This is a genomic window from Aeromonas sp. s8, assembly GCF_040907785.1.
Taxonomy (GTDB): domain Bacteria; phylum Pseudomonadota; class Gammaproteobacteria; order Enterobacterales; family Aeromonadaceae; genus Aeromonas; species Aeromonas veronii.
Map to the genome: position 1 here is coordinate 62045 of NZ_JBFOCL010000017.1, position 26185 is coordinate 88229.

The window sequence follows — 26185 nt, forward strand, 5'->3', positions numbered from 1 at the left end:
AGACAATGGCAAGAAAGTATTTCGGTACCGATGGTGTGCGCGGCAAGGTTGGCGAATACCCGATTACCCCTGATTTTGTAATGAAATTGGGTTGGGCTGCCGGCAAAGTGCTCTCCAAGAAGGGCACTAAAAAGGTGCTGATTGGCAAAGATACCCGCATCTCCGGTTACATGCTGGAATCCGCGCTGGAAGCGGGGCTCTCCGCGGCAGGCCTCAAGGCCATTCTGATGGGGCCGATGCCCACGCCGGCGGTTGCCTACCTGACTCGCACTTTCCGTGCCGAAGCTGGCATCGTCATCAGTGCTTCCCACAACCCCTTCTACGACAACGGCATCAAGTTCTTCTCCGCCGACGGCACCAAGCTGCCCGATGATGTCGAGCTGGCTATCGAAGCCGAGCTGGATCACGAGCTCAAGTGTGTCGAGTCGGCCGAACTTGGCAAAGCGGTGCGCATTGATGATGCCGCCGGTCGCTATATCGAATTCTGCAAGAGCACCTTCCCCTCTCACATGAATCTGGATGGGGTGAAAATGGTGGTCGACTGTGGCCACGGCGCCACTTACCACATTGCGCCGTCGGTTTTCCGCGAACTAGGTGCCGAAGTGATCACCATGGGCTGTGCCCCGGATGGTCTCAATATCAACGATGGTGTCGGTTCGACTGCGCCTGACGCTCTGGTTGCCAAGGTACTGGAGTGCAAGGCTGATCTGGGGGTTGCCTTTGATGGTGATGGTGACCGTCTGATCATGGTTGACCACACCGGCTATCTCATCGACGGTGATGAAGTGCTCTATATCATCGCACGCGATGCTCTGCGCAATGGTCGCCTCAAAGGCGGTGTCGTCGGCACCCTGATGGCCAACATGGGGCTGGAGCTGGCGCTGCAAACCCTGGGCATTCCGTTTGCCCGTGCCAAGGTGGGTGACCGCTATGTGCTGGAGATGATGGAAGAGAAGGGCTGGCGCATCGGTGGCGAGAACTCCGGCCACATTATCTGTCTGGATCAGACCACTACGGGTGATGGCATCGTAGCCGCCTTGCAGGTGCTTACCGCCATGCGCAGTGCCGAGATGCCGCTGGCCAAGCTGCGCTCCGGCATGAGCAAGTTCCCGCAGGTGCTGGTGAATGTTCGCTTTGCCGAAGGCAAGGATCCGCTGGCCGCTGATTCTGTCATGGCTGAGGTTGCCAAGGTGGAACAGGAGCTGGCTGGTCGTGGTCGCGTACTGTTGCGCAAATCAGGTACCGAGCCGCTGATCCGGGTCATGGTCGAAGGGGAGCATGAACAGCAGGTGCGTGACATGGCTCAGCGCATCGCCAAGCAGGTTGAATCGGCGTTTTAATGAACAGTTGGGGCGGCTTTTTAGTCGCCCTGGTTGTATCTTGTTCAAACGATTCAAAAATTTAAAAATAGCACTTGTCAGCTGAGCATCCTCTGGATATTATCAGCCCCGCTTTCGCAAGGGAGTTGCCGATGGGACATCGCAAGCCGTTTGTAGCAGCCAACTGGAAGTTGCACGGTAGTAGGTCGCAGTTGGAGCAGTTTACGAGTCAGTGCCTGAACGGCGTTGACGGAAAAGTAGATGTGGTTCTCTGTCCTTCCCATGTGCATCTCGACTTTAGCGCTTCACTGCTCAATGAGCAGAAGGTAATAAAGTTGGGGGCTCAGAATGTGAGTCAGCACGCTACTGGCGCTTACACCGGAGAAATCTCGTGTCAGATGCTGGTTGAGGCAGGGTGTCGTTACGTATTGGTAGGGCACTCCGAGCGCAGGCGTCTCTTTGGTGAGACCAGTTTTATCGTCGCAGAGAAGTTTGCGGCAGCCAGAGCGGCAGGCTTGATTCCCATCCTCTGTTTAGGTGAATCAGGTGCGGCGAGGCAGGCGAGAAGAGCCTTCGAGGTGATCGCTGAAGAGCTGGATATCGTCATAGAGAAAAATGGCGCGATGGCTTTCGATAATGCTATCATCGCCTACGAGCCGATTTGGGCTGTAGGTACAGGTAAATGCGCCACACCCGAGCAGGCACAAGAGGTTCATTCCTTTATACGTGGTCGCTTGGCGGAGGATACTCCGGTAATAGGTGAGAAAGTTAGAATCATCTATGGTGGGAGCGTAACGCCGAGCAACGCGAGAGATTTGTTTGCACAGCCCGACATTGATGGTGGACTGATTGGCGGAGCAAGTCTCGATAGCGATGCGTTTTTAGGAATTGTTGAAGCGGCAAAGGGTGCAAGTTAAATGTACGAGATTCTTTTAGTCGTTTATCTGCTGGTTTCACTGGCTCTGATTGGTCTGGTGATGATTCAGCAAGGTAAAGGGGCTGATATGGGCGCCTCATTCGGCGCAGGGGCATCGAACACAGTATTCGGCTCCGGTGGCTCAGGCAGTTTCCTGACCCGAACAACAGCAATTTTGGCTACTCTGTTTTTCGTTATCAGCCTGGTGCTCGGCTCTATGTCCAGCAACAAGGTAAAGCAGGGTAGTGAATGGGAAAATCTGCAACAAACCCAACAGGTTGAGCAGACCAAAGCGCCAGTGAAGAAAGATACTGACGTTCCCGAGTAAGAGTTTTGCCGTGGTGGTGGAATTGGTAGACACGCTATCTTGAGGGGGTAGTGCTCTAGGGTGTGCGGGTTCGAGTCCCGCCCACGGCACCAATTAAGCAGTGAGCTCGGGAAACCGAGTGTATTATAGCCAGTCAGTCTTGTATCGAGAGAGTGAAGTGGCTATAATCTCGCACGATTTCGGACGCGGGGTGGAGCAGCATGGTAGCTCGTCGGGCTCATAACCCGAAGGTCGTCGGTTCAAATCCGGCCCCCGCAACCAAATTTCACGCATTTCCTACGCTCAGGAAGGCGGTCGCTGCGAGGCGACAATCAGGGTAAAGCGCCAAGCCCCGATTTGACATCGGGGCTTTTTGTTATGTGCAATTTACTCTGAATCGATATCTATCTGGGCTTTATGCCCTTTTTTTGTTTTTCGGAGGGTGACTTTGGCTACGTTGGAACAACGTTTGACCGATCTGCTCGAGGCTCCGGTCGTTGCCTTGGGTTTTGAACTTTGGGGTATTGAGTTTATCCGTGCGGGTAAACACTCCACCTTGCGTGTCTATATCGACGGCGAGCAGGGTGTGACTGTCGAGAACTGTGCTGAGGTCAGCCATCAGGTTGGCGCCATCATGGACGTCGAAGATCCCATCACCGAGGAGTACTACCTCGAGGTATCCTCCCCAGGCCTGGATCGTCCCCTGTTCAAGGTTGCCCATTTCGAAAAATACGTTGGCCAAGAGGCGGCGGTAACGCTTCGGATGGCAACAAACAACCGCCGCAAGTTCAAAGGCGTAATCAAAGCTGTGCAAGGCGACATGATCACCCTGACAGTAGATGGTAAGGACGACGTGTTGGCTTTCACCAATATCCAAAAAGCGAACATAGTGCCGAACTTTGGTTAACGAGGCTATCGGATATGAATAAAGAGATTTTGCTGGTCGTTGACGCAGTATCCAACGAGAAAGCGGTACCCCGCGAGAAGATCTTCCAGGCTCTGGAAACCGCGCTGGCGACTGCGACCAAGAAGAAATATGAAGGCGAGATTGAAGTTCGGGTCGAAATCGATCGCAAGACCGGTGACTACGACACTTATCGCCGCTGGGTAGTCATTGCGGATCAAGCCGCGATGGAGAACCCCTACGCGGAAATCACCCTGGAAGCGGCGCAGATCGATCAGCCGGAAATCCAGATCGGTGAGTATGTTGAAGACCAGATTGACTCTGTGACCTTCGACCGTATCACTACCCAGACCGCCAAGCAGGTTATCGTGCAGAAAGTGCGCGAAGCCGAGCGTTCACAAGTAGTTGATCAGTTTAAAGATAAAGAAGGCACCATCATCAGTGGTGTGGTCAAGAAGAGCAACCGCGACAACGTCATCCTGGATCTGGGCAGCAATGCTGAAGCCGTGATCTTCCGTGATGACATGCTGCCGCGTGAAACCTTCCGCCCGGGCGACCGTGTCCGTGGCCTGCTGTATGCAGTGCGTCCGGAAGCCCGTGGTTCCCAGCTGTTTGTCAGCCGTTCCAGCCCGGACTTCCTGAAAGAGCTGTTCCGTATCGAAGTACCGGAGATCGGTGAAGAGATGATCGAAATCATGGGCGCTGCCCGTGATCCGGGTTCCCGCGCCAAGATCGCGGTGAAGACCAACGATCGTCGTATCGACCCGATCGGTGCCTGTATCGGTATGCGTGGTGCCCGTGTGCAAGCTGTCTCCGCCGAGCTGAGCGGTGAGCGTGCCGACATCGTACTGTACGATGACAACCCGGCCCAGTACGTGATCAATGCCATGGCACCTGCCGATGTGGCCTCCATCATCGTTGATGAAGACAACCACACCATGGATATCGCCGTGGAAGCTGCCAACCTGGCTCAGGCCATCGGTCGCAATGGTCAGAACGTGCGTCTGGCCTCCCAGCTGACCGGTTGGGAGCTGAACGTGATGACCGTTGAGGACATGCGTGCCAAGCACCAGGCCGAAAACGACCGCATCATGAACCTGTTCACCAGCACCCTGGACATCGACGACGATTTCGCCGGTCTGCTGATGGAAGAGGGCTTCTCTACCCTGGAAGAGATCGCCTTTGTACCGGTCAACGAGCTGCTGGCTATCGACGGTCTGGATGAAGACATGGTCGAAGAGCTGCGCAAGCGCGCCAAAGATGCCCTGACTACCAAGGCACTGGCCAAAGAAGAGTCTTTCGATGGCGTTGAGCCGTCCGAAGAGCTGCTCAATCTGAACGGTCTGAGCCGCGAACTGGCTTACGCTCTGGCGGGCCGTGGCGTGGGCACCCTGGAAGATTTGGCTGAGCAAGGTATCGATGACCTTGCTGATATTGAAGGGCTGACTGCCGAGAAGGCAGGTGAGCTCATTATGGCTGCTCGCAATATCTGTTGGTTCGGAGAAGAGCAGTCCGAGTAAGATCAAACGGAGGAAAATGAATGGCAGAAGTATCAGTCAAACAACTTGCCACTGACATCGACACACCGGTTGATCGTCTTCTCCAGCAGTTTGTCGATGCCGGTATCAGCAAGAGCAAGGCCGACGACATGGTCAGCGAGTCTGAGAAACAGGCTCTGCTGGCACACCTGAAGAAACAGCATGGAGGTGACGAGGTCGCCGCTCCTGCCCGCATGACCTTGCAGCGCAAGACCAAGAGCACCATCAGTGTTCAGGGGACTGGCGGCAAGAACAAGGAAGTGCAGGTAGAAGTGCGCAAGTCTCGCACCTATGTAAGACGCTCGGCGCTGGAAGATGAACAGCGTCAGGCGGAAGCCGAGGAAACAGCGCGTTTGGAAGCAGAAGAAAAAGCTCGTCGCGAGGCCGAAGAGAAGGCTCGCCTCGAAGCTGAAGAGAAGGCTCGCCGTGAGGCTGAGCAGGCTCGTCGTGAAGCTGAGGAAAAGGCGCGGATCGAGGCACAATCAAAGGCTCGACAGGCTTCACAGCCCGCCAAAGCAGCCAGTAGCACAGCTCAGCAAGAGGCAGAAAAGATGGCCAAGCGCGAAGCAGAAGAACTGAAGCGCCAACAGGAACAAACAGCTTTGAAAAAAGCTGAAGAACTCGCCGCGAAGAAAGCCGAAGAGGCTCGTCTCATGGCGGAACAGAACGCAGCCCGCTGGGCTGAAGAAGAGGCCGCTCGTGCCAAAGAGAGCAGCGACTACCATCTGACCACCAACAAGCATGCGCAAGCCGCAGAAGACGAGTTGGATCGGAAAGAAGAGACCAGCCGCCGCACTGCCGCAGCAGCCAAGGCACCGAAGAAAGCCGGTCGTCGTGAAGATGATCGCGACTCTCGCAACCCGCGTGCCCGTAAAGGCAAGCGCGGCAAGGTCGCCATGCCGAACGCCATGAAGCACGGCTTCAACAAGCCGGCTGCCGTGGTGAACCGCGATGTCGTCATCGGCGAGACCATCACTGTGGCCGAGCTGGCCAACAAGATGGCCGTCAAGGGCGTTGAAGTCATCAAGGTGATGATGAAGATGGGTGCCATGGCCACCATCAACCAGGTGATCGACCAGGAGACCGCTCAGCTGGTCGCCGAGGAGATGGGTCACAAGGTTGTGCTGCGTCGTGAGAACGAGCTGGAAGAGGCGGTACTGTCCGATCGTGACGAGACCTCCGAAGCCAAGCCGCGCGCACCGGTCGTTACCATCATGGGTCACGTTGACCATGGTAAGACCTCGCTGCTCGACTACATTCGTAAAGCCAAGGTTGCTGCTGGCGAAGCCGGTGGTATTACCCAGCATATCGGTGCTTATCACGTCCAGACCGACAGTGGCATGATCACCTTCCTGGACACCCCGGGTCACGCGGCGTTTACCTCCATGCGTGCTCGTGGTGCCAAGGCGACCGATATCGTTGTTCTGGTTGTTGCAGCTGACGACGGCGTGATGCCGCAAACCATCGAAGCTATCCAGCACGCCAAGGCTGCCGGTGTGCCGCTGGTTGTTGCGGTCAACAAGATCGACAAGCCGGAAGCGGATCCGGATCGCGTCAAGACCGAACTGGCCCGTTACAACGTCATGTCCGAAGATTGGGGTGGAGACTGCCAGTTCGTGCACGTGTCCGCCAAGTCTGGCGAAGGCATCGACGACCTGCTGGAGGCCATCCTGATCCAGGCTGAAGTACTGGAGCTGAAAGCGGTGGTTGACGGTATGGCCAACGGCGTCGTGATCGAATCCTTCCTGGATAAAGGTCGTGGTCCGGTTGCTACCGTACTGGTACAAGAAGGTACTCTGCGTCAGGGCGACATCGTTCTGTGTGGTCTCGAGTACGGCCGTGTTCGCGCCATGCGTGACGAACTGGGTCGCGAGATCAAGGAAGCGGGTCCGTCCCTGCCGGTGGAAATCCTGGGTCTGTCCGGCGTTCCCTCTGCCGGTGACGAAGCCACCGTTGTCCGTGACGAGAAGAAAGCCCGTGAAGTGGCGCTCTATCGTCAGGGCAAGTTCCGCGAAGTCAAGCTGGCTCGCCAGCAGAAGGCCAAGCTGGAAAACATGTTCGCCAACATGACCGAGGGCGAAGTGTCCGAAGTGAACGTGGTGATCAAGGCCGACGTACAAGGTTCTGTGGAAGCGATCTGCGATGCGCTGGTCAAACTCTCCACCGATGAAGTGAAGGTGAAGATCGTGGGTTCCGGCGTAGGTGGTATCACCGAAACCGACGCGACCCTGGCTGCTGCTTCCAGCGCCATCCTGGTTGGTTTCAACGTCCGTGCCGACGCATCTGCGCGCAAGGTCATCGAATCCGAGAGCCTGGATCTGCGTTACTACTCCGTCATCTATGACCTGATCGACGAAGTGAAGCAGGCCATGAGCGGCAAGCTGGCCCCTGAGTATCGTCAGGAGATCATCGGTCTGGCTGAAGTGCGTAGCGTCTTCAAGTCTCCGAAGTTCGGCGCAGTTGCCGGCTGTATGGTTACCGAAGGTGTGGTCAAGCGTTCCAACCGTATCCGTGTTCTGCGTGACAACGTGGTTATCTATGAAGGCGAGCTGGAATCCCTGCGCCGCTTCAAGGATGACGTCAACGAAGTTCGCAACGGCTACGAGTGTGGTATCGCGGTCAAGAACTACAACGACGTGCGCGAAGGCGACCAGATCGAAGTTTACGAGACTGTTGAAATCCAACGGACTCTGTAAGCCGAGAGTTAGACAAAATAGGGGGCCGCGGCCCCCTTTTATCGCAGGATAGAATATGGCCAGAGAATTCAGCCGGACCCGTCGGGTCGGACAGCAGATCCAGCGTGAAATCGCGCTGATCCTGCAGCGCGAGGTGAAAGACCCGCGCATCGGCATGGTGACCGTTTCCGATGTGGAAGTGTCCCGTGACCTCAACTATGCCAAGATTTATGTCACCTTCTTGCAGCTGGAAAATGATGCCGAGCGCATCAAGGAAGGCTTGCAGGGTCTGACCGAAGCAGCCGGATATATCCGTAGTCTGCTGGGCAGTGCCATGCGTCTGCGCGTGGTGCCCGAGCTGCGTTTCTACTACGACCAGACCCTGGTCGAGGGGATGCGTCTCTCCAACCTGGTGACCAACACTGTGCGTGAAGACAAGCGTCGCATGGCCGAATCCGGCCGTGACGAAGAAGCTGAATCTGCACCGGATGACACGACTGAGGATAAAGCCTGAGATGACCCGAAGACGTCGTTTCAAGGGCCGTGATGTGCACGGCATTCTGCTGCTGGACAAGCCGACCGGCCTGACCTCCAACGATGTGTTGCAGAAGGTCAAGCGCATCTACAACGCCGCCAAGGCCGGTCACACCGGCGCACTGGATCCGCTGGCGACCGGCATGCTGCCGATCTGCCTCGGCGAGGCCACCAAGTTCTCCCAGTATCTGCTGGAAGCGGACAAGCGCTATGAGGTGACCGCCAAACTGGGCGAGCGCACCAACACCAGCGACTCCGACGGTGAGGTGGTCTCCACCCGTCCGGTGAACGTGGCTGTCGGTACCCTGATCGAGGCGCTGGACCAGTTCCGCGGCCCCATCATGCAGGTGCCGTCCATGTACTCCGCGCTCAAGCACAACGGCCGTCCGCTCTACGAATATGCCCGCGAAGGCATCGAGATTGAGCGTGAAGCCCGTCCCATCACCGTATTCGAGCTCAAACTGCTGAGCTTTGAAGGTGATGAAGTGCGCCTTGAAGTGCACTGCAGCAAGGGCACCTACATCCGCTCTCTGGTGGATGATCTGGGTGAAGTGCTGGGTTGTGGCGCCCACGTGACCCAGCTGCGTCGTACCCAGGTGGCCAGCTATCCGTACGAGCGGATGCTGACGCTGGAGCAACTCGAGTGCATCTTCGAGCAGGCCAAGGCCGAGAGCATCCCGCCGCGCGAGCAGCTGGATCCGCTGTTGCTGCCGATGGACACCGCCGTAGCAAGCTTGCCCGAGGTGAACATGCTGGCGGTTGTGGCTGCCTATGTGAATCAGGGCCAGGCCGTGCAGGTGGCGGGTGCGCCGCAAAGCGGTCAGGTTCGCATGACGGTCGGCCCGGAGCGCGAGTTCATCGGGGTTGGCGAGATTGATGATGATGGCCGCGTCGCTCCCAAGCGACTGGTGCGTTATCACGACGAGGAGTGATCCTCAGGCGGTATCAGCGTGTCTTTCCCGTTTCGCCTCTTTATCGTTGCGAAAAGGGGCGGGGACGATTATGATACCGCACTCATTTCACGGCTGAATTAGAGATTGGCTGTGAACCTTTAAACACTCTACTGGAGTATTACCATGTCTCTAAATGCTGAGATCAAAGCTCAAATCGTTGCTGACAACGCTCGTTGCGCCAACGACACCGGTTCCCCCGAAGTGCAAGTTGCCCTGCTGACTGCCCAGATCAACCATCTGCAAGGTCACTTCAAAGAGCACTCCAAGGACCACCACGGTCGTCGCGGTCTGCTGCGCATGGTTTCCCAGCGTCGTAAGCTGCTGGACTACCTGAAGCGTAAAGATTCCGAGCGTTATGCTGCTCTGATCGCCAAGCTGGGTCTGCGTCGTTAATCGACCATCAGATTTCGCGAAAAAGGGGAACCGTCAGGTTCCCCTTTTTTATTGCTCTTCAAGCCGTTGCCTGCCTCACAGAATTCGCGTCGCCGCTTACCTTTTGCATCGAATCAAGTATACTTGTGCGCGAATTTAAAGAGCCAAATTGTAAAAAGGAAATTCACTTGAATCCTATTGTAAAGTCATTCCAGTACGGTCAACACACCGTCACTCTGGAAACCGGTGTGATGGCCCGTCAAGCCACTGCGGCCGTTATGGTCAGCATGGACGATACCTGCGTATTTGTGACCGTCGTCGGCAAGAAAGAGGCCGATCACGGCCGTGATTTCTTCCCGCTGACCGTCAACTACCAGGAGCGTACCTATGCTGCTGGTCGTATCCCGGGTGGTTTCTTCCGTCGTGAAGGCCGTCCGAGCGAAGGCGAGACCCTCATCTCCCGTCTGATCGACCGTCCTATTCGTCCGCTGTTCCCGGAAGGCTTCCTCAATGAGGTTCAGGTCGTTGCGACCGTAATGTCCGTGAATCCGGCCGTATCCCCCGACATCGTTGCCATGATCGGTGCCTCTGCTGCACTGGCCATCTCCGGTATCCCGTTTGGCGGCCCGATCGGTGCTGCTCGCGTGGGTTACATGAACGGTCAGTATGTGCTGAACCCGACCACCACCGAACTGCCGCAGAGCGATCTGGATCTGGTAGTTGCCGGTACTGCCAATGCCGTGCTGATGGTTGAGTCCGAAGCGGCCATCCTTTCCGAAGAAGTGATGCTGGGCGCCGTGGTATACGGTCACGAGCAGATGCAGACCGTGATCAATGCGATCAACGAGTTTGCCGCTGCCGTCGGCACCAAGCCGTGGGACTGGACTCCGCCTGCTGTCAACGAAGCGCTGAAAGCCAAGGTTGCCGAGCTGGCGAGCGCCGAGCTGGGTGAAGCCTACCGCATCACCGAGAAGGCCGTTCGTTACGAAACCATCGCTGCCATCAAGGGCCGTGTGGTTGAGCAAGTTATCGCTTCCGGCGTGGAAGAAGATGCCAAGAAGATCGGCGAAGAGTTCCACAGCCTGGAAAGCCGCATCGTTCGTGGTCGCGTAGTACGTGGTGAGCCGCGTATCGATGGTCGCGATCCGGAAATGATCCGCGCCCTGAGCGTAGGTACCGGTATTCTGCCCCGTGCTCACGGCTCTGCCCTGTTCACCCGTGGTGAAACTCAGGCCATCGTGGTCGCCACTCTGGGTACCGAGCGCGATGCCCAGAACATCGACGAGCTGACCGGCAACCGTGCCGATCGCTTCATGCTGCACTACAACTTCCCGCCATACTGTGTCGGTGAGACCGGCATGATGGGTAGCCCGAAGCGTCGTGAAATCGGTCACGGCCGTCTGGCCAAGCGCGGCGTTGCTGCCGTGATGCCGAGCGCCGCCGAGTTCCCGTACGTGGTGCGCGTGGTCTCTGAAATTACCGAATCCAATGGCTCCTCCTCCATGGCGTCTGTCTGTGGTTCCTCTCTGGCGCTGATGGATGCCGGTGTGCCGATCAAGGCCTCCGTTGCCGGTATCGCCATGGGTCTGGTGAAGGAAGAAGAAGGTTTCGTCGTGCTGTCCGACATTCTGGGTGACGAAGATCACCTGGGCGACATGGACTTCAAGGTAGCCGGTACCACCGAAGGTGTGACCGCGCTGCAGATGGACATCAAGATCGAAGGCATCACCAAAGAGATCATGGAGATTGCGCTGAAGCAAGCTCGTGGCGCTCGTCTGCACATCCTGAAAGTGATGGATGAAGCTATCCAGGCTCCGCGTGCCCAGATCTCCGATTTCGCACCGCGTATCCATACCATCAAGATCAATCCTGAGAAGATCAAGGACGTGATCGGTAAAGGTGGTTCCGTGATCCGTGCGCTGACCGAAGAGACCGGCACCAACATCGAGCTGGATGATGACGGTACTGTACGTATCTCCGCCGTGGCCAACGAAGCCGCCATGGAAGCGATCCGTCGCATCGAGGCCATCACCGCCGAGATCGAAGTGAACCGCATCTATGAAGGTAAAGTTGTTCGTCTGGCCGATTTCGGTGCATTCGTCAACATTCTGCCGGGCAAAGATGGTCTGGTACACATCTCCCAGATCACCGACGCTCGCGTGCAGAACGTGGCTGACCACCTGACCATCGGTGACGTGGTCAAGGTGAAGGTACTGGAAGTGGATCGTCAGGGCCGCGTACGTCTCTCCATCAAGGAAGCGAACGCCCCGACCGAAGCGGCTGCACCTGCTGCTGACGCCGCTCCGGCCGCTGAAGAAGCGCCTGCTGCAGAGTAATCTGCTCGCCTGATACCGGATTGATTCCGGTTGATGTAAAAAGTCCGGCTCCCCTTGGGGAGCCGGACTTTTTTATGGGCAAAACGCGCGATAAGGGATTACTTGCCGAGGATGGCGAACTGCATCTCTTGCAAGGGGAGCACATGACGGGCTGCTCCCAGCTTGATCGCCTCCTTGGGCATGCCGAAGACCACGCAGGAGGCCTCATCCTGGGCATAGGTGTTGGCACCCGCATCCAGCATCTCGCGCAATCCCCGGGCACCGTCATCCCCCATGCCGGTCATGATGATGCCGGTTGCATTCTTGCCGGCATATTTGGCGACGGAACGAAACAGCACATCCACCGACGGGCGATGACGGTTGATAAGCGGCCCGTCGACCACCTCGACGTGATAGTAGGCACCGCTGCGCTTGAGCAGCATATGCTTGCCTCCGGGGGCAATCAGCGCCAGGCCCGGGATCACCCGGTCATTGTTCCTCGCCTCCCGCACTTCTATCTGGCAGACCCCGTTCAGGCGTTCTGCAAACATGGCGGTAAATTTCTCCGGCATGTGCTGCACGATGACAATGCCGGGGCTGACCCGGGGCAAGGCAGTCAGCACGGCTTCCAGGGCCTGGGTGCCGCCGGTCGAGGTGCCGATGGCGATGAGCCGCTCTGTGGTTTGTGCCATGGCGTGCTGGTTGGGCGCCAGCATGGCATCCGCGTTGAGTTTGGTGCTGACCGGCACAGAGGATGGCTTGCCCACGCGCTTGAGATTGGCCTGGGCCGCAGCACGTACCGCCATAGCCAGGTCGTGGGCAGATTCTTGCAGAAAGCTTTTTATCCCCATGGTCGGCTTGGTGATGATGTCCACCGCGCCGGCAGCCATTGCCTGCAGGGTGGTCTCGGCCCCCTTTTCGGTGAGGGAGGAGCAGATCACCACCGGGGTTGGATGCTCTGCCATGATCTTGGTGAGAAAAGTGATGCCATCCATACGGGGCATCTCCACATCGAGCACTATGACGTCAGGCCACTCTTTCTTCAGTTTTTCCTGGGCAAACAGGGGATCCGATGCCGTGGCTATCACCCGGATATCGGGCTCCTGCTCCAGTACCGCTTGCAATACCTGCCTGACCACGGCGGAATCATCCACCAGCATGACCCGGATCTGCTTCATTCTCGCGACTCCCGTTGATGTGGCAGACGATGATGGCGGAGCCAGACACTGCCGTTGCTGAGCTCAAAGAGCAAGCTTCGGTGGCCGCTATGGCCAAGATGATGAGCCTTGATATCAAGGCCAAGGTGTCGGGTCAGCTGCCAGGCTGCCTGAATATTTTTGGCGGCGACATTGTTGTCGCTCTGTGCGTATTGAGGCTCGGTAAACATGTTGCCACCCCCGAACAACTTGGCCTCATATTCATGGATAGGGGCGGGATAGTGACTGGCCGCTTGCAGCAGCAAGGCGAGGGCCTCATCGGCATAGCGCCCATCCAGCTTGGTAGAGGGATTGCGCCGACTTGGCAGCATGTAGTGACACATTCCTCCCTGTTTCTGCTCCGGATGCCACAAGGTGATGGCAATACAGGAGCCCAGTACGGTTCTGACCACCACATCCTCCTTGCCAAAAAAGAGCTCTCCCGGTTGCAGGATCACCTCCCGAGTCATGACTTATCTCTTCTGATAGATGGAAGGCGATACAAGCTGCAGGCCGTGGTGCAGGCCATGCAGGCTCTCGGCGTGGCTCACCAGCAGGTAGCCACCGGGTTTGAGTCTGGGTACCAGCCGCTGCAATACTTGCCCTTTGGTCTCCTTGTTGAAGTAGATCATCACGTTTCTGATGAAGATGACGTCAAACATGCCGATGTCCGGCAGATCCTGATTGAGGTTGATCTGCATGAACTGCACCTTGTCCCGCAACTTGCGATCAATGATGAAGATGCCCTCCTGCAGGCCCACACCCTTGAGGCAATATTTCATCAAAAAGGGCAGTGGAATATTTTGCGCCCGCTCGATGGGGTAGCGACCGCTCATCGCCTGTTCCAGCACCCGGGACGAGATATCGGAGGCCAGGATTTCCCAGTTGAAGGTGCTGCGTTTTTCCGCGAGGGTCATGGCCAGACTGTAGGGCTCCTCGCCGGATGAGCTGGCAGCGCTCCAGACCCGCAGTGGTTGCTCGGGCGGGAGCGCTGAGACTATCTCTCGCGTTAAAAACTCGAAGTGTTTGGGCTCCCTGAAAAAGTAGGTTTCGTTGGTGGTAAGGAGATCAAGCGCCAGCTGCAGTTCGCTGCTGCGATCGTTCATGATGAGCTGGAAGTAGTCGTCATAACTATCCAGCTCATAGTGGCAGAGGCGTTTCGCCAGGCGGCTGGCTACCAGCGCCTTCTTGGCAGGAGACAGCTCTATCCCCGCCGTTTGATGAAGCCAGCGTTGGAAACGGGAGAACTCATCATCATGCAGCTGGGTTTGATACAAAAAACAGTCCCTCTACCTGTGGTGTCGGAGATGGGAGAGGCAACGCCTCTCCCGTGACTAGAACCGCACAAAATCGCCATCGCCGATGGGGCGTTGGACTGTGGCGGCTCGTTCCCGACTGTTGGCATTGCTCTCGTTCATAAAGCGGCCTCGGGTATTGGGGTGAAGATGCGAGGTGGCTGCTTTACCTTCTTTGGCGTGGACCTCCAGGGTAAAGAACTCCATGGCCAGCTGCAGCTGTTCAGCCTGGCTGCTCATCTCTTCTGCTGTGGCAGCCAGCTCTTCGCTGCAAGAGGCATTCTGCTGGGTAACCTGGCTCAACTGGTTCATAGCCTGATTGATTTGGCTGACACCGGTGGATTGCTCTACCGAAGCGGCACTGATCTCCTGCACCAGATCCGAGGTTTTGTTGATGGAAGGAACCATCTGATCGAGCAGGCGACCTGCTTTTTCCGCCATCTCGACACTGCTGGAGGCCAGCTCACCAATCTCCTGTGCTGCCACCTGGCTGCGTTCGGCCAGTTTGCGCACCTCCGCCGCCACTACGGCAAAGCCTTTGCCGTGATCGCCTGCCCGCGCCGCTTCGATAGCTGCGTTGAGTGCCAACAGATTGGTCTGGTAGGCGATGTCATCGATGATGCCAATCCGTCTGGCGATCTGCTTCATGGCATCCACAGTCAGTTTGACCGCTTCTCCTCCCTCTACGGCCTCTTTGGCTGCCTTGCTGGCCATGCCATCGGTGACCTGGGCATTGTCGGTATTCTGGTTGATGCTGGCGCTCATCTGCTCGATGGAGGCGCTGGTCTCCTCCATACTGGAGGCCTGTTCACTGCTGGATTGGCTGATCGACTGGGCGGTCGCGCTTACCTGCTCGGCGGCACTGGAGAGGTTGTCAGAGGCGCCGCGCACTTCGGTGACGATGTTGGTGAGCGATGCGATGGTCTTGTTGAGCGCATCCTTGGTGGTGCCAAACACGCCGGGGTAGTCCGCCTCAATCTGTTGGGTCAGATCCCCTTTTGCCAGACATTGCACGACCCGGATGACGTCGTTGAGGGTGCTGTCGATCACTTCGGCAATCTGGTTGATCCCTTCTCCCATCGCCTGAAAGAAGCCGCTCTTGCCAGCAAGTTCCATCCTGCGGTGCAGCTCGCCATTAATCACGGCCTGCACGATGTCGGACATCTCTTTCTCTATCATCACCTCCTTGGTTCTGTCGGCCCATTCGACCACGGACCCCAACCGTTCACCGGTATCGTTGAAGACCGGATTGGCGATCAGGGAGAAGGTGCGCCCCCCCAGCTGGATCTGGGTACGGTAGGTGCTGTTGAGTTTGGCCAGCATGGCGCGCTGATGGCCGGGATTTTTATGAAAGCTGTCGATGTTGGCGCCCATCAGCTGATTGGCGTTGAAGCTGTATAGCTCTTTCTTGATGTCGGTCTCAGCCTGATTGAGCATGCCGGTCACTGCCTCATTCATATAGATAATGTCGAGGTTGGTATCGGCAATCATCACGTTGGTGCTGGCGCAGTCGAGTGCTTTGCGAACCAGCTGGTTCTCATGGAGCAACATCTGATTCTTTTTAATGTCGTTGCGGCTCTGTTCCAGCTTGTCGCTGAGCAAGGTGACCACCTCGTTGATGGCATGTCCTACTTCACGAAAGGGACTGTCCATACCGGAAAGATCGAGTGGTGCTGGAACCTGCTCTGCCAGGACTGCGTGTTGCAGCTGGCCGATTGCGTCGAGTAACTGGGTCCGCTGCCTCACTTCGGTGGCATTGTCTCCGAAGAGTTTTCCTAAGAGTGATTGGGTCATGAGCGTTTCCTTATGCTGCATGTCGTGGAGTATGGAGGCCTTTTCAGGAGGGTTGCAGGTTGCCTTGTGGCAACCTTGCCTGTGGCTGGGCCAGTTCGTTGAGTTGAGCCATCTCATCGAGTGACAACACTTTCCCGGTATCGATGAGGATGACGAATTTGCCGTTGACCTTGCCCATGCCGCTGATGAAATCGGCCCGGATGCGGGCACCAAAACTGGGTGGGGGCTCGATATCTGCTTGTGGGATACCCAGTACTTCCGATACGGAATCCACCACAACGCCAATATCCTGACCTACAGGTTCATCGCCCTGCGGGGCCACCCCCTCAATAATGACGATGCAACTGCGGCGAGTAATGACCGAAGGTGCATTGCCAAAGCGGGCATTCAAGTCTACGACCGACACTACCGCTCCTCTGAGGTTGATTACGCCGCGAATAAAACCCGGCATCATCGGAACCGGAGTGATATTGCCGTATTCGATGATCTCTTTGACCCCCAGAATATTGATGGCGAACATCTCGTTGTTGATCAGAAATGTCAGGTACTGGGCATCGCCACTGCTCTCGTCAGCGGCCGCTGATGGCACCGTGATGTCGGTGGATGTATGCATGGTCGCCTCCGGTTAAAAGCGGACAAAATCCGCGTCATCAATGGAATGGGATGATGGTTGATTGGGCTGGCTGGCCCGTTGTGGGGGGGCGATGAAACTGCCTCTGGGGGGAATGCCCTTGTGGCCGGTTTCATGGGGCCTGGTGTTGAGTTGCGCACTTTTTTCCAGAGCAAAAAAGGCCATGGTTTGCTGCAGTTCGCTGGCTTGTGAGCTCATCTCTTCGGCCGTGGCCGCCAGCTCCTCGCTGCTGGCCGCATTCTGCTGTGTCACCTGATTAAGCTGGTTCATGGCCAGACTGATCTGGTTGGCTGCACTGGCTTGTTCGCCTGAGGCGGCATTGATCTCTTGTACCAGGTCAGAGGTCTTGCGAATGGAGGGGACGATCCTCTCCAGCAGGTTGCCAGCCCGCTCTGCCTTGCTGACGCTGTCGGAGGAGAGCTCGCCAATCTCCTGCGCTGCGATCTGGCTGCGCTCTGCCAGTTTTCTCACCTCGGCCGCAACCACTGCGAAGCCTTTGCCATGCTCCCCGGCGCGAGCCGCCTCGATGGCGGCGTTGAGGGCAAGCAGGTTGGTCTGGTAGGCAATGTCGTCGATGATGCTGACTTTCTTGGCGATTTGCTGCATGGCGGTCACCGTCTGTTGAACGGATTGGCCCCCTTCGGTTGCCTCCAGCACCGAGTTGCTGGCCATGCTGTCGGTGATCTTGGCGTTCTCGGTGTTCTGATTGATGCTGGCGCTCATCTGCTCGATAGAGGCGCTGGTCTCTTCAACGCTGGCTGCTTGCTCGCTGGTGGCCTGGCTCAATGCCTGCGCCGTGTTGCTCACCTGATTGGAGGCATTGGTCAGGTTGTCGGCGGCGTTGCGTACTTCTTCGATGATATTGGTCAGCGCAGTGATGGTCCGGTTGAGGCCGTCTTTGGTCTGGCCGAAAATACCTGGGTAGGGCTCATCGATCCGTTGGGTCAGATCCCCTTTGGAGAGCGCGGTGGCGATGCGCATCACATCTTCCAGACTGGTATCTGTCACATGGGAGAGGCGATTCAGCAGCTCGGATACCCGCTTGATATATCCCTGACGATCATCCAGCGCAATCTTGTGGCTGAAGTCGCCCTGTTCGACAGCGGCGGTGACCAAGGTCTCGATATCCGTGATCAAGGCACCCAGTTTCTTGACCATGTTATCCATCGCCATCAAGAGCTGACCCGCCTCATCGTTGGAGTCTATCTGGATCGATACATCCAGATTGCCATCGGCCAGACTATTGGCCACGCGCAGAGCCTGTTCGATGGGGGTGATGATGCTTTTGATCAGCAAGGTGCCAAACCAGGCTGCGAGTGCGATGCCGACCGCGATAACCACCGCCATGGTTAGCAGCATGACGTCATACCAGGATTGCGCTGCGGTATATTCCGACTTGGCCACATTGAGCTGCAGGTTGACCAGCTCGGTGATTTTGTTGCCTATCGGGTCGATGGAGCCATAGAGGGCACCGTCAAAAGTGTTCAGCATGCCAGTAATGATGCCGTGCTGGGTGGCGAGGTATTTCTCCAGCTTGCCAATATCGGTATCGGCCGCGTTGAACAGGGTTGTCGCCTCGGCTGACAAACGCTGTTCATCCGGTGTGAGAGTGGTGGACTGGTAGTGATGCCACTCGTTTTTGATTGTCTGCTGGGCCTGTTGTATCTGCTTCAAAGCCTCTTCTGCCGGGATCAGCCCCGCATTGGCCTTGTTGAGGTTGTCGATGATCGAGACGGCATAGCTGTCGGAGATGGTCTTCAGCTGCTTGAGGGGAACCACCCTGTCGTTGTAAACGCGCTGCAACCCGGTATTGCTGCTCTGCATGTTGTATAACCCGAGGCTGCCAACGGCCAGCAGCAGCAGGCAGAGCATGCAGAGCAGTACGATAAGACGCAATTTGATGGTGGAATTTTTTAACATGATGGTCCCCTCAGTTGATGCTGGATTGAGGCAGGTTGCGCGACACTGTCAACCTGTTGAGCTGACAGGATTCCTGAGTGATTGCGTGCTGGATCAGCGAAGGAATGTCGAGGATTAGGGCGACCTCTCCCCCCCCCAGAATGGTTGAGCCACTGATGCCTTGCAGGCGCTGGAATAATTTTCCCAACGGTTTGATGACGGTCTGGAATTCTCCCAGCAGTTCATCCACCACCAGTCCGGATTTTTTGCCTGCATGGCTGACCACGACAATGTTCTCGCGCCGCCCTTTGCTGCCATTGGTATCGAAGTAGTGTTGCAGGCGGATAAAGGGCAGCACCTCGCCACGCAAATTGATGTAATTGCGACCCTGGGTGTCGGACAGTGCACTCTGGGTCAATTCAACGCACTCGATCACCATATCGAGGGGAATGACGTAGTGGGTGTCGCAGACTCGCACCAGGAAGCCGTCGATGATGGCAAGGGTAAGCGGCAGGCGGATCTGCACACGGGTTCCTTTTCCCGGGATGCTGTCCAGATCGACCGTGCCGCGCAGGGCAGTGATGTTGCGTTTGACGACATCCATGCCCACCCCGCGACCGGAGAGGTTGGTTATCGCCTCGGCAGTAGAGAACCCCGGCTCGAAGATCAGGTTGTATATCTCCTGATCCGTCAGCGTGGTGGTTGGGCTGATCAGACCGCGCTCGATGGCTTTTTGCTGGATCCTGGCTTTGTTGAGACCTGCACCGTCATCCCGAATTTCGATGACGATACTGTTGGAGTCGTGATAGGCATTGAGATTCAGGGTGCCACGGGGGGGTTTGCCTGCCAGCAGTCGTTGCTCTGCCGATTCGATGCCGTGATCCATCGAGTTTCTGACCAGATGCATCAGCGGATCGCCGATTTTCTCTACCACCGACTTGTCCAGTTCGGTCTCGGCTCCAGAGATTACCAGAGTGATATCCTTGTTCAGTTCCTGACTGACATCGCGCACCACCCGCTGGAAGCGGTTGAAGGTATCGCCGATAGGTACCATGCGCAGGCGCAGTGCACTGTCGCGGATCTCTTCCACCAGCATGGCAATGACCGAGGTGGCTTCCTGCAGCTGGCTTTCGCGTGTACGTTGGGCCAGCAGATTGGCTCCTGAACTGGCGACTACCAACTCCCCGACCAGATTGATTAGATCGTCCAGCTTGTCGGCATGCACCCTGACGTAACGGCCCTCTTTGCTCTTGCTCTCCTTGGTCTGATTCTGTTTTTTCAGAGCAGCATCGACGACGGCTTCGTTGACGGCACCCTGCGCAATAAGGATTTCTCCGAGTCTGGGTGCTTGTTCTGCCGGGGTCGCTTGTTGTGCCTGCAGACCGCTTGCTAACTCCTCTGCCGTCAGGGCGCCGGTGTTGACCAGCAACTGCCCCAACATGGCGCTATCTTCAGGCAGCGACTCGATCAGGTTGATGTACTCGGCGATCTTGCTGTGGGGTGGCAAGATGGTGATCTGGCAGTCATCTCTGACAAATTCAAAGACATCGCTGATGGCCGTCTTGTCTGCCTGCGAGTCGAAGTCTATCTCGTAGCCTAGGTAGCAATTCTCCGGATCGAACTGTTCCCAATCCGGTAGCGCCTGATGGATGGTCTCCACCGAGCATATGGTTCCGAGAGTGCCGAGATAGCGCAGAAATGCGGCTGGATCCATGCCATTGCGCAGCACATCGGGACCAAAACGCAGGGAGATATGCCACAGGGAGGCGGAGCTGGTAATTCCTCCCTCTTTTTCGATCTTGGGTTCCGGCGTATGCACAGTATCTGGCAGCGTGGCATGGGGGACGCACTGATGACGAGTGAGGGTGAGCCTCAGCCGTTCATCTTGGTTGGCATCGCCCTCGCTTAACGTGCTGCCCTGTTCTGCAACGACATTGATGAGCGTCTGGATATGGTCACAGCTCTCCAGCAGATCCTTAATCAGAGGAGAGGTGACGGTGAGCTGCTGATTGCGGATCTGGTCTAGCAGATCCTCGACAATATGGGTAAACCCGACGATGGGTTGCAGACCAAACAGGCCAGCCGACCCCTTGATGGTATGAGCAGCACGAAAGATGGCACCAATCAGCTCGCTATTGTCAGGGTCAGATTCCAGTGATAGAAGGGCTGACTCCATCTCTTCAAGCAACTCGCGTGCCTCGGCGATATAGGTTTGTAAAGCCTGATCAAGATCGATGCTCACGGTGACTCCTTGTCATGGTGGCTCAGGGCCGTTCGCCATGGGTGATGAGGGTGGGGTCGCCAAAAAAGGCCGAGAGCTGGCAGAGCTCCAGCAGTTCAAGCACAACATGGCTGTGCCAGACCAGCGCCAGGGAGGTGCCCTGCTGCAGAGCGGTCTTCTTCGCTGCCAGCAGCAGTTGCAGCCCGGCGCTGTCTATCTCGGATACCGCCGCCAGATTCAGCTCCAGTTCGTTCCCCTGATGCAATAAGGGCGAGAGAGCATCTTTCAGCTCGCTGACTGTATAAATGGTGATCTCGTCCGGCATGGTCACCACTACCTTGTTGTCGAGTAGCTCACTCTGTAGTTGCATGATGTGCTCCGGATCACGGCATGATGAGCTTGGCGACTGCGGCCAACATCTGTTCGGGCTGGAAGGGTTTGACCACCCAGGCTTTGGCTCCTGCGGCTTGTCCCTCCTGCTTCTTGCTGTCCTGAGACTCGGTGGTCAGCATGATGACAGGGGTAAATTTGTAGTTGGCCAGCTTTTTGGCCTCCTTGACGAAGGTGATGCCATCCATGTTCGGCATGTTGACGTCACTGATGATCAGGTTGATCTTCTTGCCATCAAGTTTGTTGAGCGCATCTTTGCCGTCAGAGGCTTCCATGACCTCATAACCGGCGCCCTTGAGGGTCATGCCCACGACTTGGCGAATAGTTGCCGAGTCATCCACGATCAGGATCGTTTTGCCCATATCTCTCTCCTAGAAAAATGTGATGTCGGCGCTACTTGGTTGCGCGTTGACAGAACGGGTGGTGCGACCATGGTGAATATTGCGCTGTTCGTCGGTGGCGTATGAGAGTTCCATCTCTGCCAGCCAGCGATTGGCATCGATCTGGATTAGCCCTGTCGCATTGCTGCTCTGCTCCGAAGCAACCAGATGGCTGGAGAGGCTCTCCATGTTTTGTCTGACGTGACTGAGGATCTGGCTGACTCTGTCTTGAAATTGCAGCGAGACAATGACGCTGGAGATTTCGCGATGGATATCGGTGCTCTCGTTTTGCAGCAGGGAGGCGGATTCCGCCAGGCTGTCAGTGGCATGGCGAAAACGGGCCAGTACCTGTTCGATTGTTTGCTCCGAGTTGAGCGCCGAGGCGTGATCCCGTGCGGCAGCATTTTCGGCAATCTGGAAGGCGCGGCCGATAGCAGTATTGATGGTGTCTACCTTGTCGGTCATCTTCTGGGCGGTTTCGCTGGAGAGGCGGGAGAGGTTGCGCACTTCATCCGCGACCACAGCAAAGCCACGACCAGCTTCCCCAGCGCGAGCCGCTTCAATGGCGGCGTTGAGGGCCAGCAGGTTGGTCTGGGAGGCGATTTTGGCCACATCCATGGCCATGGTGTTGAGCTCTATGGTGTAGGTGGTCAGGCTTTTTATCTCACCCAGCATGGCGTCCCGATTGGCCTGAGCGGAGTGCAGGATGGCCACTACCTCATTGAGTTGCTGCTGGCTCTCGCTCAAGACTCCTGTCATGCCACGGGAATTGGCATCACCCAGTTCTCCGGCTGCCAGATGAGAAGCATTGACGGCTTCTTCCAGCTTGTTGGCCAAGCCGCTGAAGCGTTGAGTCAGGTCAATCATCGCGGCTTCGGTTTGTTGACGAGAGCTTTCAATTTGCTGGGACCAGATGGGGAGTGCCTTCTCGCACACCTGTTCGAGCCCGATGATGGAGTGGGCGAGAGGATCGGTTGCGACGGTTTGTTCCTCTCCTGCACGATGTCGGAGTGTGTGCTGGTGGAAGTGATTTGATGTCCAGAGCGCGGCGGCAATAGCAACCAGCACATTGAGCAGCAGGTAGAGAGGTGACAGCGCATCGGCGAGCTGCAGCAACAGGCAGCTCAGCAGAGCAAGACCGATGCAGCAAATCCAGCAAACCGGTTCCCAAAGCGGTGTGTTCACGCCACTTTTGTGTTGTGCCATACGTAGCTTATCCCTGTGCAATTATTTGGTAAGAGGTAAAGGCGCAGGACCGAAACAGTCATGGTGCCCCTTGACGCTCTTTTCTTTATTTATAGTTGGCACAATAAGGTTAGCGGAAAAAAATTAATTGGCTGCAAATCGGAGTTGTTTGTATCAGCGATTGCTGTATCAAGCGGCTTGCGAAGTGGGGGGGGAGTGCTAGGTGGGGATGAAAAGGAGAGAAGGAGCCTGAGGATTCAGGCTCCTGATGAGGATCAGGCCTCGTTGGCGTGGGCCTTCTGGCACCCTTCCACGGCGTGGGCGATGAGCTCCAGCGCGCTCTTGTCGCACGTGGGCAGTTCGGCATCGCACGCCTTGATGGGGGTGACGCGATCGCCCCACTTGATGATGGCGGCGCCCCAGGTCAGACCGGCACCGAAGGCTGCGGTCAGCAGATAGGAGTTCGGCTTGACGCGGCCCTGTTCCAGCGCTTCGCAAAGGGCGATGGGCACGGTGGCGGCGGAGGTGTTGCCGTAGTTTTCGATGTTGACCATTACCTTCTCCATCGGCGCGTTCATCCGCTTGGCGAGGGTTTCGATGATGCGGATGTTGGCCTGATGGGGGACGATTAGGTCGACCTGCTCCGGCGCAATGCCAGCCTGCGCCAATACAGTGCTGGTGGCTTCCCCCATGCCGCGCACGGCGCGTTTGAAGATCTCCGGACCTTCGAAGTTGAAGGTGAATAGCCCATCGATATCGGCAAAACGCACCCGATCGGTACCGAAGTTTGGTACGTGCAGGATCTCCCGCGCTTCGCTGTCACAGCCCAGCTTGTTGGCGATCAGGCCACACTCCTGCTCGCTCGCCTCGATTACCACGGCACCGGCACCATCGCCAAACAGCACGGCGGTATCGCGGCGCGCCCAGTCCAGCAGGTAGGTGAGGCGCTCGGCGCCGATCACCAGCACCTTCTTCATCATGCCAGTCTGCACCAGCGAGGTAGCGACGGAAAGGGAGTAGACGAAACCAGTGCAGGCAGCGTTGAGGTCGAACACGGCGGCGTTGACGGCGCCAAGCTTCTTCTGCACCGCAGAGGCTGCGCTTGGCAGCAGGTTGTCCGGGGTTGCGGTGGCCAGGATGATGCCATCGAGATCGCTGGCTTCCAGACCGGCGCAGGCCAGCGCGCGGCGACCGGCCAGGGTGGCGAGATCCGAGGTGCTGACATGGGAGATCCGGCGGGCCTTGATGCCGGTGCGCGGATAGATCCACTCGTCTGACGTATCCATGATGGTGCTGAGGTCGTCGTTGGTCAGCACGGAGGGAGGCAGGCATTTGCCCCAGCCGGTGATATTGGCGTATTTCATCTTGTTACCGCTTCTCAAAGTGGATCGCCCGCGGGCGGAAAATCGTGCAATTATGCCGTACGAGACAACCACTGTCATCTTGTGGTCATGGTTATGTGCGGGGGGCTCAGCTGTGCCATCTGGTCGCAAAGGGCTGCAACGTGCTGAACATGGCAGGAAATTTTGCTTAAAACGCGGGACTCCTCTGCCCTAAGATAGGCGTTTCCCACCGATGAGGGTATCTCCTTGCTCAGAGCCAATCTCAACTTGTTGCCGACCCTCAAGGTTCTGCTGGAGACCCGCAATATCAGCCGCACCGCCGAGCTGCTGCACCTGAGTCAGCCCTCCATCAGCAAGCAGCTTGCCCAGTTGCGCAGCGAGTTTGACGACGAGTTGCTGGTGCGGGAGGGGCAACGCTGGCTGCTGACGCCCCGGGCCGAAGCGCTGGCCGCTCAACTGGCGGATTCTCTCGGTGCGCTGGAGCGGCTCTACGAGGCGCCCGGATTTGACCCGAGCCGCTGCGAGCGGGTATTTCGACTCGCCTCTTCTGATTATGTTGCCCAGCATATCCTGCCTGATATCTGTGCCGCGCTCGCCAAAGAGGCGCCGTTGGCGGCGCTGGAGTACAGCCTGTGGGACAAGCGTCTGCTGCCGCAGCTGTGGCAGTCCGAGCTGGATCTGGTCTCTACCATCACCGAGCAGGTACCGGAGCAGATCCGTGGTCTGCATCAGGGGGAAGATCGGCTGGCGGTGCTGATGGGACGTCACCACCCGCTGGCAGGCAAGACGCTTAATCTCGATGACTATCTCGCCTGGCCTCACCTGCAGGTGAGTGGCGGTGGCGACAAGGACAGCCCGGTGGAGCAGGTGTTGGCGCCGCAGGGACTGAGTCGGCGCTGGTTTGCCAGAGTTCCCTTCTTTCAGGCGGCTGTGGAGGTGTTGCTGCGCACCGATTGCCTGATGACCACCCCTGCTCATATCGCCTGGCAGCTCTCCTGCGGCCATGAGCTCATCTTTGTCGATCTGCCCTTTGCTACCCGCGACCAGCAGTATCATCTGCTATGGCATCAGCGTCACCATCAGGATCCGGCCCACCGCTGGTTTCGCGAGCTGGCCTACCCATTCCTGCGGGATCACCTGCAACGCACCGTTGGCGAGAGTCGCAAGCAGCTCGATCTCGGTGGTTAGCCCCAGTCAGTTGTGTGGCGCTATAGCCATGGGTTATGGGTTCTATTCATAACTTTCACTACTGGCATAATGGCTCAGCCTGTACCCTGAGTGCAGGTCATTATATCGAGCGCAAAAGAGGAAAAGCATGGAACTGACGAGTTGGCTGGCACTGGCCGCAATCTGCGTGATGGGGGCCATCAGCCCGGGGCCGAGTCTGGCGCTGATCATCCGCAATACGGTGCAGGGTGGGCAGGGGCACGGCGTCGCCACCGCGCTTGGTCATGGCCTCGGGGTTGGTATCTATGCGCTGGTCACCGCGCTTGGCCTCTCCATTCTGATCACCCAGACCCCTATCCTGTTTGATCTGATCCGCTACGGCGGCGCCGCATTTCTTGCCTGGCTTGGGGTGAAAGCCCTGCTGGCAAAACCAGCCAGTGACGAAGGGAATGAAGAGGTGCATCAACTGCGCGGTCGGCAGGGGGCCTTTGAAGGTTTTATGGTTGCCTTCCTTAACCCCCAGCTGGCGGTTTTCTTCATCGCTCTGTTCAGCCAGTTTGTGCGGGCCGATACCGGCTGGAGCGAAGGGGGCATCATGATGCTCACCGCGGGCGGGATCGATGCCGTCTGGTACGTGCTGGTGGCGCTGGTGCTCTCGCGCGGGCCTGTGCTGGCGTGGCTTAAAGCCAAATCCTTTGTGATCGATAAGGTGAGCGGCTTGGTGCTGCTGGGACTGGCACTCAAGGTGGTTATCTAATCCTGCATTTCGCAGATACCTTAAGCGGGATCAAGGCACGTGGGCGGTGAATGGGCTAGAGTAGCGCCCATTTGCTGTCCGCCCTGATCCCGAG

Annotated in this window: 23 protein-coding genes and 2 tRNA genes; 14 read left to right on the forward strand and 11 right to left on the reverse strand. The window is 57.2% G+C overall.

All coding sequences use genetic code 11. The features are described from left to right. Window positions 1–5: 5 nt before the first annotated feature. From glmM to pnp, 12 genes are all read left to right on the forward strand, one after another. Window positions 6–1340: a phosphoglucosamine mutase gene (glmM, locus tag AB5Y86_RS06160; protein ID WP_139461165.1), complete on the forward strand. Its 1335-nt coding sequence runs from the start codon at window positions 6–8 to the stop codon at window positions 1338–1340. Between the two features lie 131 nt (window positions 1341–1471). Then, window positions 1472–2236: a triose-phosphate isomerase gene (gene tpiA / locus AB5Y86_RS06165; RefSeq protein WP_043822828.1), complete on the forward strand. Its 765-nt coding sequence runs from the start codon at window positions 1472–1474 to the stop codon at window positions 2234–2236. After that, window positions 2237–2563 (forward strand): preprotein translocase subunit SecG, encoded by a 327-nt coding sequence (secG, locus tag AB5Y86_RS06170; RefSeq protein ID WP_005338811.1) that lies wholly within the window; start codon window positions 2237–2239, stop codon window positions 2561–2563. A gap of 7 nt (window positions 2564–2570) precedes the next feature. Continuing rightward, window positions 2571–2655, forward strand: a tRNA-Leu gene (locus AB5Y86_RS06175). Window positions 2656–2747: 92 nt separating this feature from the next. Continuing rightward, window positions 2748–2824, forward strand: a tRNA-Met gene (locus AB5Y86_RS06180). Between the two features lie 166 nt (window positions 2825–2990). Continuing rightward, complete coding sequence (rimP, locus tag AB5Y86_RS06185) at window positions 2991–3449, forward strand: ribosome maturation factor RimP (RefSeq protein WP_005338809.1); 459 nt, start codon at window positions 2991–2993, stop codon at window positions 3447–3449. Between the two features lie 14 nt (window positions 3450–3463). Further along, entirely contained in the window at window positions 3464–4966 is a 1503-nt protein-coding gene (gene nusA / locus AB5Y86_RS06190) for a transcription termination factor NusA (protein ID WP_005338808.1), read from the forward strand. Between the two features lie 20 nt (window positions 4967–4986). Beyond that, window positions 4987–7680: a translation initiation factor IF-2 gene (gene infB, locus AB5Y86_RS06195; RefSeq protein WP_005338806.1), complete on the forward strand. Its 2694-nt coding sequence runs from the start codon at window positions 4987–4989 to the stop codon at window positions 7678–7680. Window positions 7681–7735: 55 nt separating this feature from the next. Further along, window positions 7736–8173: a 30S ribosome-binding factor RbfA gene (gene rbfA / locus AB5Y86_RS06200; RefSeq protein ID WP_005338799.1), complete on the forward strand. Its 438-nt coding sequence runs from the start codon at window positions 7736–7738 to the stop codon at window positions 8171–8173. A gap of 1 nt (window position 8174) precedes the next feature. Continuing rightward, complete coding sequence (truB, locus tag AB5Y86_RS06205) at window positions 8175–9125, forward strand: tRNA pseudouridine(55) synthase TruB (RefSeq protein ID WP_005338798.1); 951 nt, start codon at window positions 8175–8177, stop codon at window positions 9123–9125. A 144-nt stretch (window positions 9126–9269) separates the two neighbouring features. Next, window positions 9270–9539 (forward strand): 30S ribosomal protein S15, encoded by a 270-nt coding sequence (gene rpsO / locus AB5Y86_RS06210; protein ID WP_005338797.1) that lies wholly within the window; start codon window positions 9270–9272, stop codon window positions 9537–9539. A gap of 167 nt (window positions 9540–9706) precedes the next feature. Then, window positions 9707–11854, forward strand: coding sequence for a polyribonucleotide nucleotidyltransferase (gene pnp, locus AB5Y86_RS06215; RefSeq protein ID WP_005338796.1), 2148 nt, complete (start codon window positions 9707–9709; stop codon window positions 11852–11854). A 98-nt stretch (window positions 11855–11952) separates the two neighbouring features. Here pnp and AB5Y86_RS06220 read toward each other — a convergent pair whose 3' ends face one another. From AB5Y86_RS06220 to AB5Y86_RS06270, 11 genes are all read right to left on the reverse strand, one after another. Then, a complete protein-coding gene (locus AB5Y86_RS06220; RefSeq protein WP_021230370.1) occupies window positions 11953–13011 on the reverse strand; it encodes a chemotaxis response regulator protein-glutamate methylesterase in 1059 nt (352 codons plus the stop codon). Continuing rightward, complete coding sequence (gene cheD, locus AB5Y86_RS06225; RefSeq protein ID WP_005349556.1) at window positions 13008–13499, reverse strand: chemoreceptor glutamine deamidase CheD; 492 nt, start codon at window positions 13497–13499, stop codon at window positions 13008–13010. The genes AB5Y86_RS06220 and cheD overlap by 4 nt, the downstream gene beginning before the upstream one ends. Before the next feature lie 3 nt (window positions 13500–13502). Further along, complete coding sequence (locus AB5Y86_RS06230; protein WP_040068586.1) at window positions 13503–14306, reverse strand: protein-glutamate O-methyltransferase CheR; 804 nt, start codon at window positions 14304–14306, stop codon at window positions 13503–13505. A gap of 57 nt (window positions 14307–14363) precedes the next feature. Continuing rightward, complete coding sequence (locus tag AB5Y86_RS06235) at window positions 14364–16118, reverse strand: methyl-accepting chemotaxis protein (protein WP_236301481.1); 1755 nt, start codon at window positions 16116–16118, stop codon at window positions 14364–14366. A 43-nt stretch (window positions 16119–16161) separates the two neighbouring features. Next, window positions 16162–16731 (reverse strand): chemotaxis protein CheW, encoded by a 570-nt coding sequence (locus AB5Y86_RS06240; protein WP_042080654.1) that lies wholly within the window; start codon window positions 16729–16731, stop codon window positions 16162–16164. 12 nt (window positions 16732–16743) lie between these two features. Then, window positions 16744–18669, reverse strand: coding sequence for a methyl-accepting chemotaxis protein (locus AB5Y86_RS06245; protein WP_368192410.1), 1926 nt, complete (start codon window positions 18667–18669; stop codon window positions 16744–16746). Between the two features lie 10 nt (window positions 18670–18679). Continuing rightward, entirely contained in the window at window positions 18680–20890 is a 2211-nt protein-coding gene (locus AB5Y86_RS06250; RefSeq protein ID WP_368192411.1) for a chemotaxis protein CheA, read from the reverse strand. Window positions 20891–20912: 22 nt separating this feature from the next. Continuing rightward, the gene (locus AB5Y86_RS06255) at window positions 20913–21239 is read right to left on the reverse strand and encodes an STAS domain-containing protein (protein ID WP_005349569.1); all 327 of its coding nucleotides are present in this window, start codon (window positions 21237–21239) and stop codon (window positions 20913–20915) included. Window positions 21240–21252: 13 nt separating this feature from the next. Next, entirely contained in the window at window positions 21253–21621 is a 369-nt protein-coding gene (locus AB5Y86_RS06260; protein ID WP_005338778.1) for a response regulator, read from the reverse strand. A gap of 9 nt (window positions 21622–21630) precedes the next feature. Next, the gene (locus tag AB5Y86_RS06265) at window positions 21631–22845 is read right to left on the reverse strand and encodes a methyl-accepting chemotaxis protein (RefSeq protein WP_368192412.1); all 1215 of its coding nucleotides are present in this window, start codon (window positions 22843–22845) and stop codon (window positions 21631–21633) included. Window positions 22846–23099: 254 nt separating this feature from the next. Next, entirely contained in the window at window positions 23100–24188 is a 1089-nt protein-coding gene (locus AB5Y86_RS06270; RefSeq protein ID WP_005358517.1) for a ketoacyl-ACP synthase III, read from the reverse strand. Between the two features lie 225 nt (window positions 24189–24413). Here AB5Y86_RS06270 and AB5Y86_RS06275 point away from each other — a divergent pair, with 225 nt between their 5' ends. Further along, window positions 24414–25355, forward strand: a complete 942-nt coding sequence (locus AB5Y86_RS06275) for a LysR family transcriptional regulator (protein WP_368192413.1) — start codon at window positions 24414–24416, stop codon at window positions 25353–25355. A gap of 127 nt (window positions 25356–25482) precedes the next feature. Then, window positions 25483–26091, forward strand: a complete 609-nt coding sequence (locus tag AB5Y86_RS06280; RefSeq protein ID WP_058057313.1) for a LysE family translocator — start codon at window positions 25483–25485, stop codon at window positions 26089–26091. Window positions 26092–26185 lie beyond the last annotated feature (94 nt).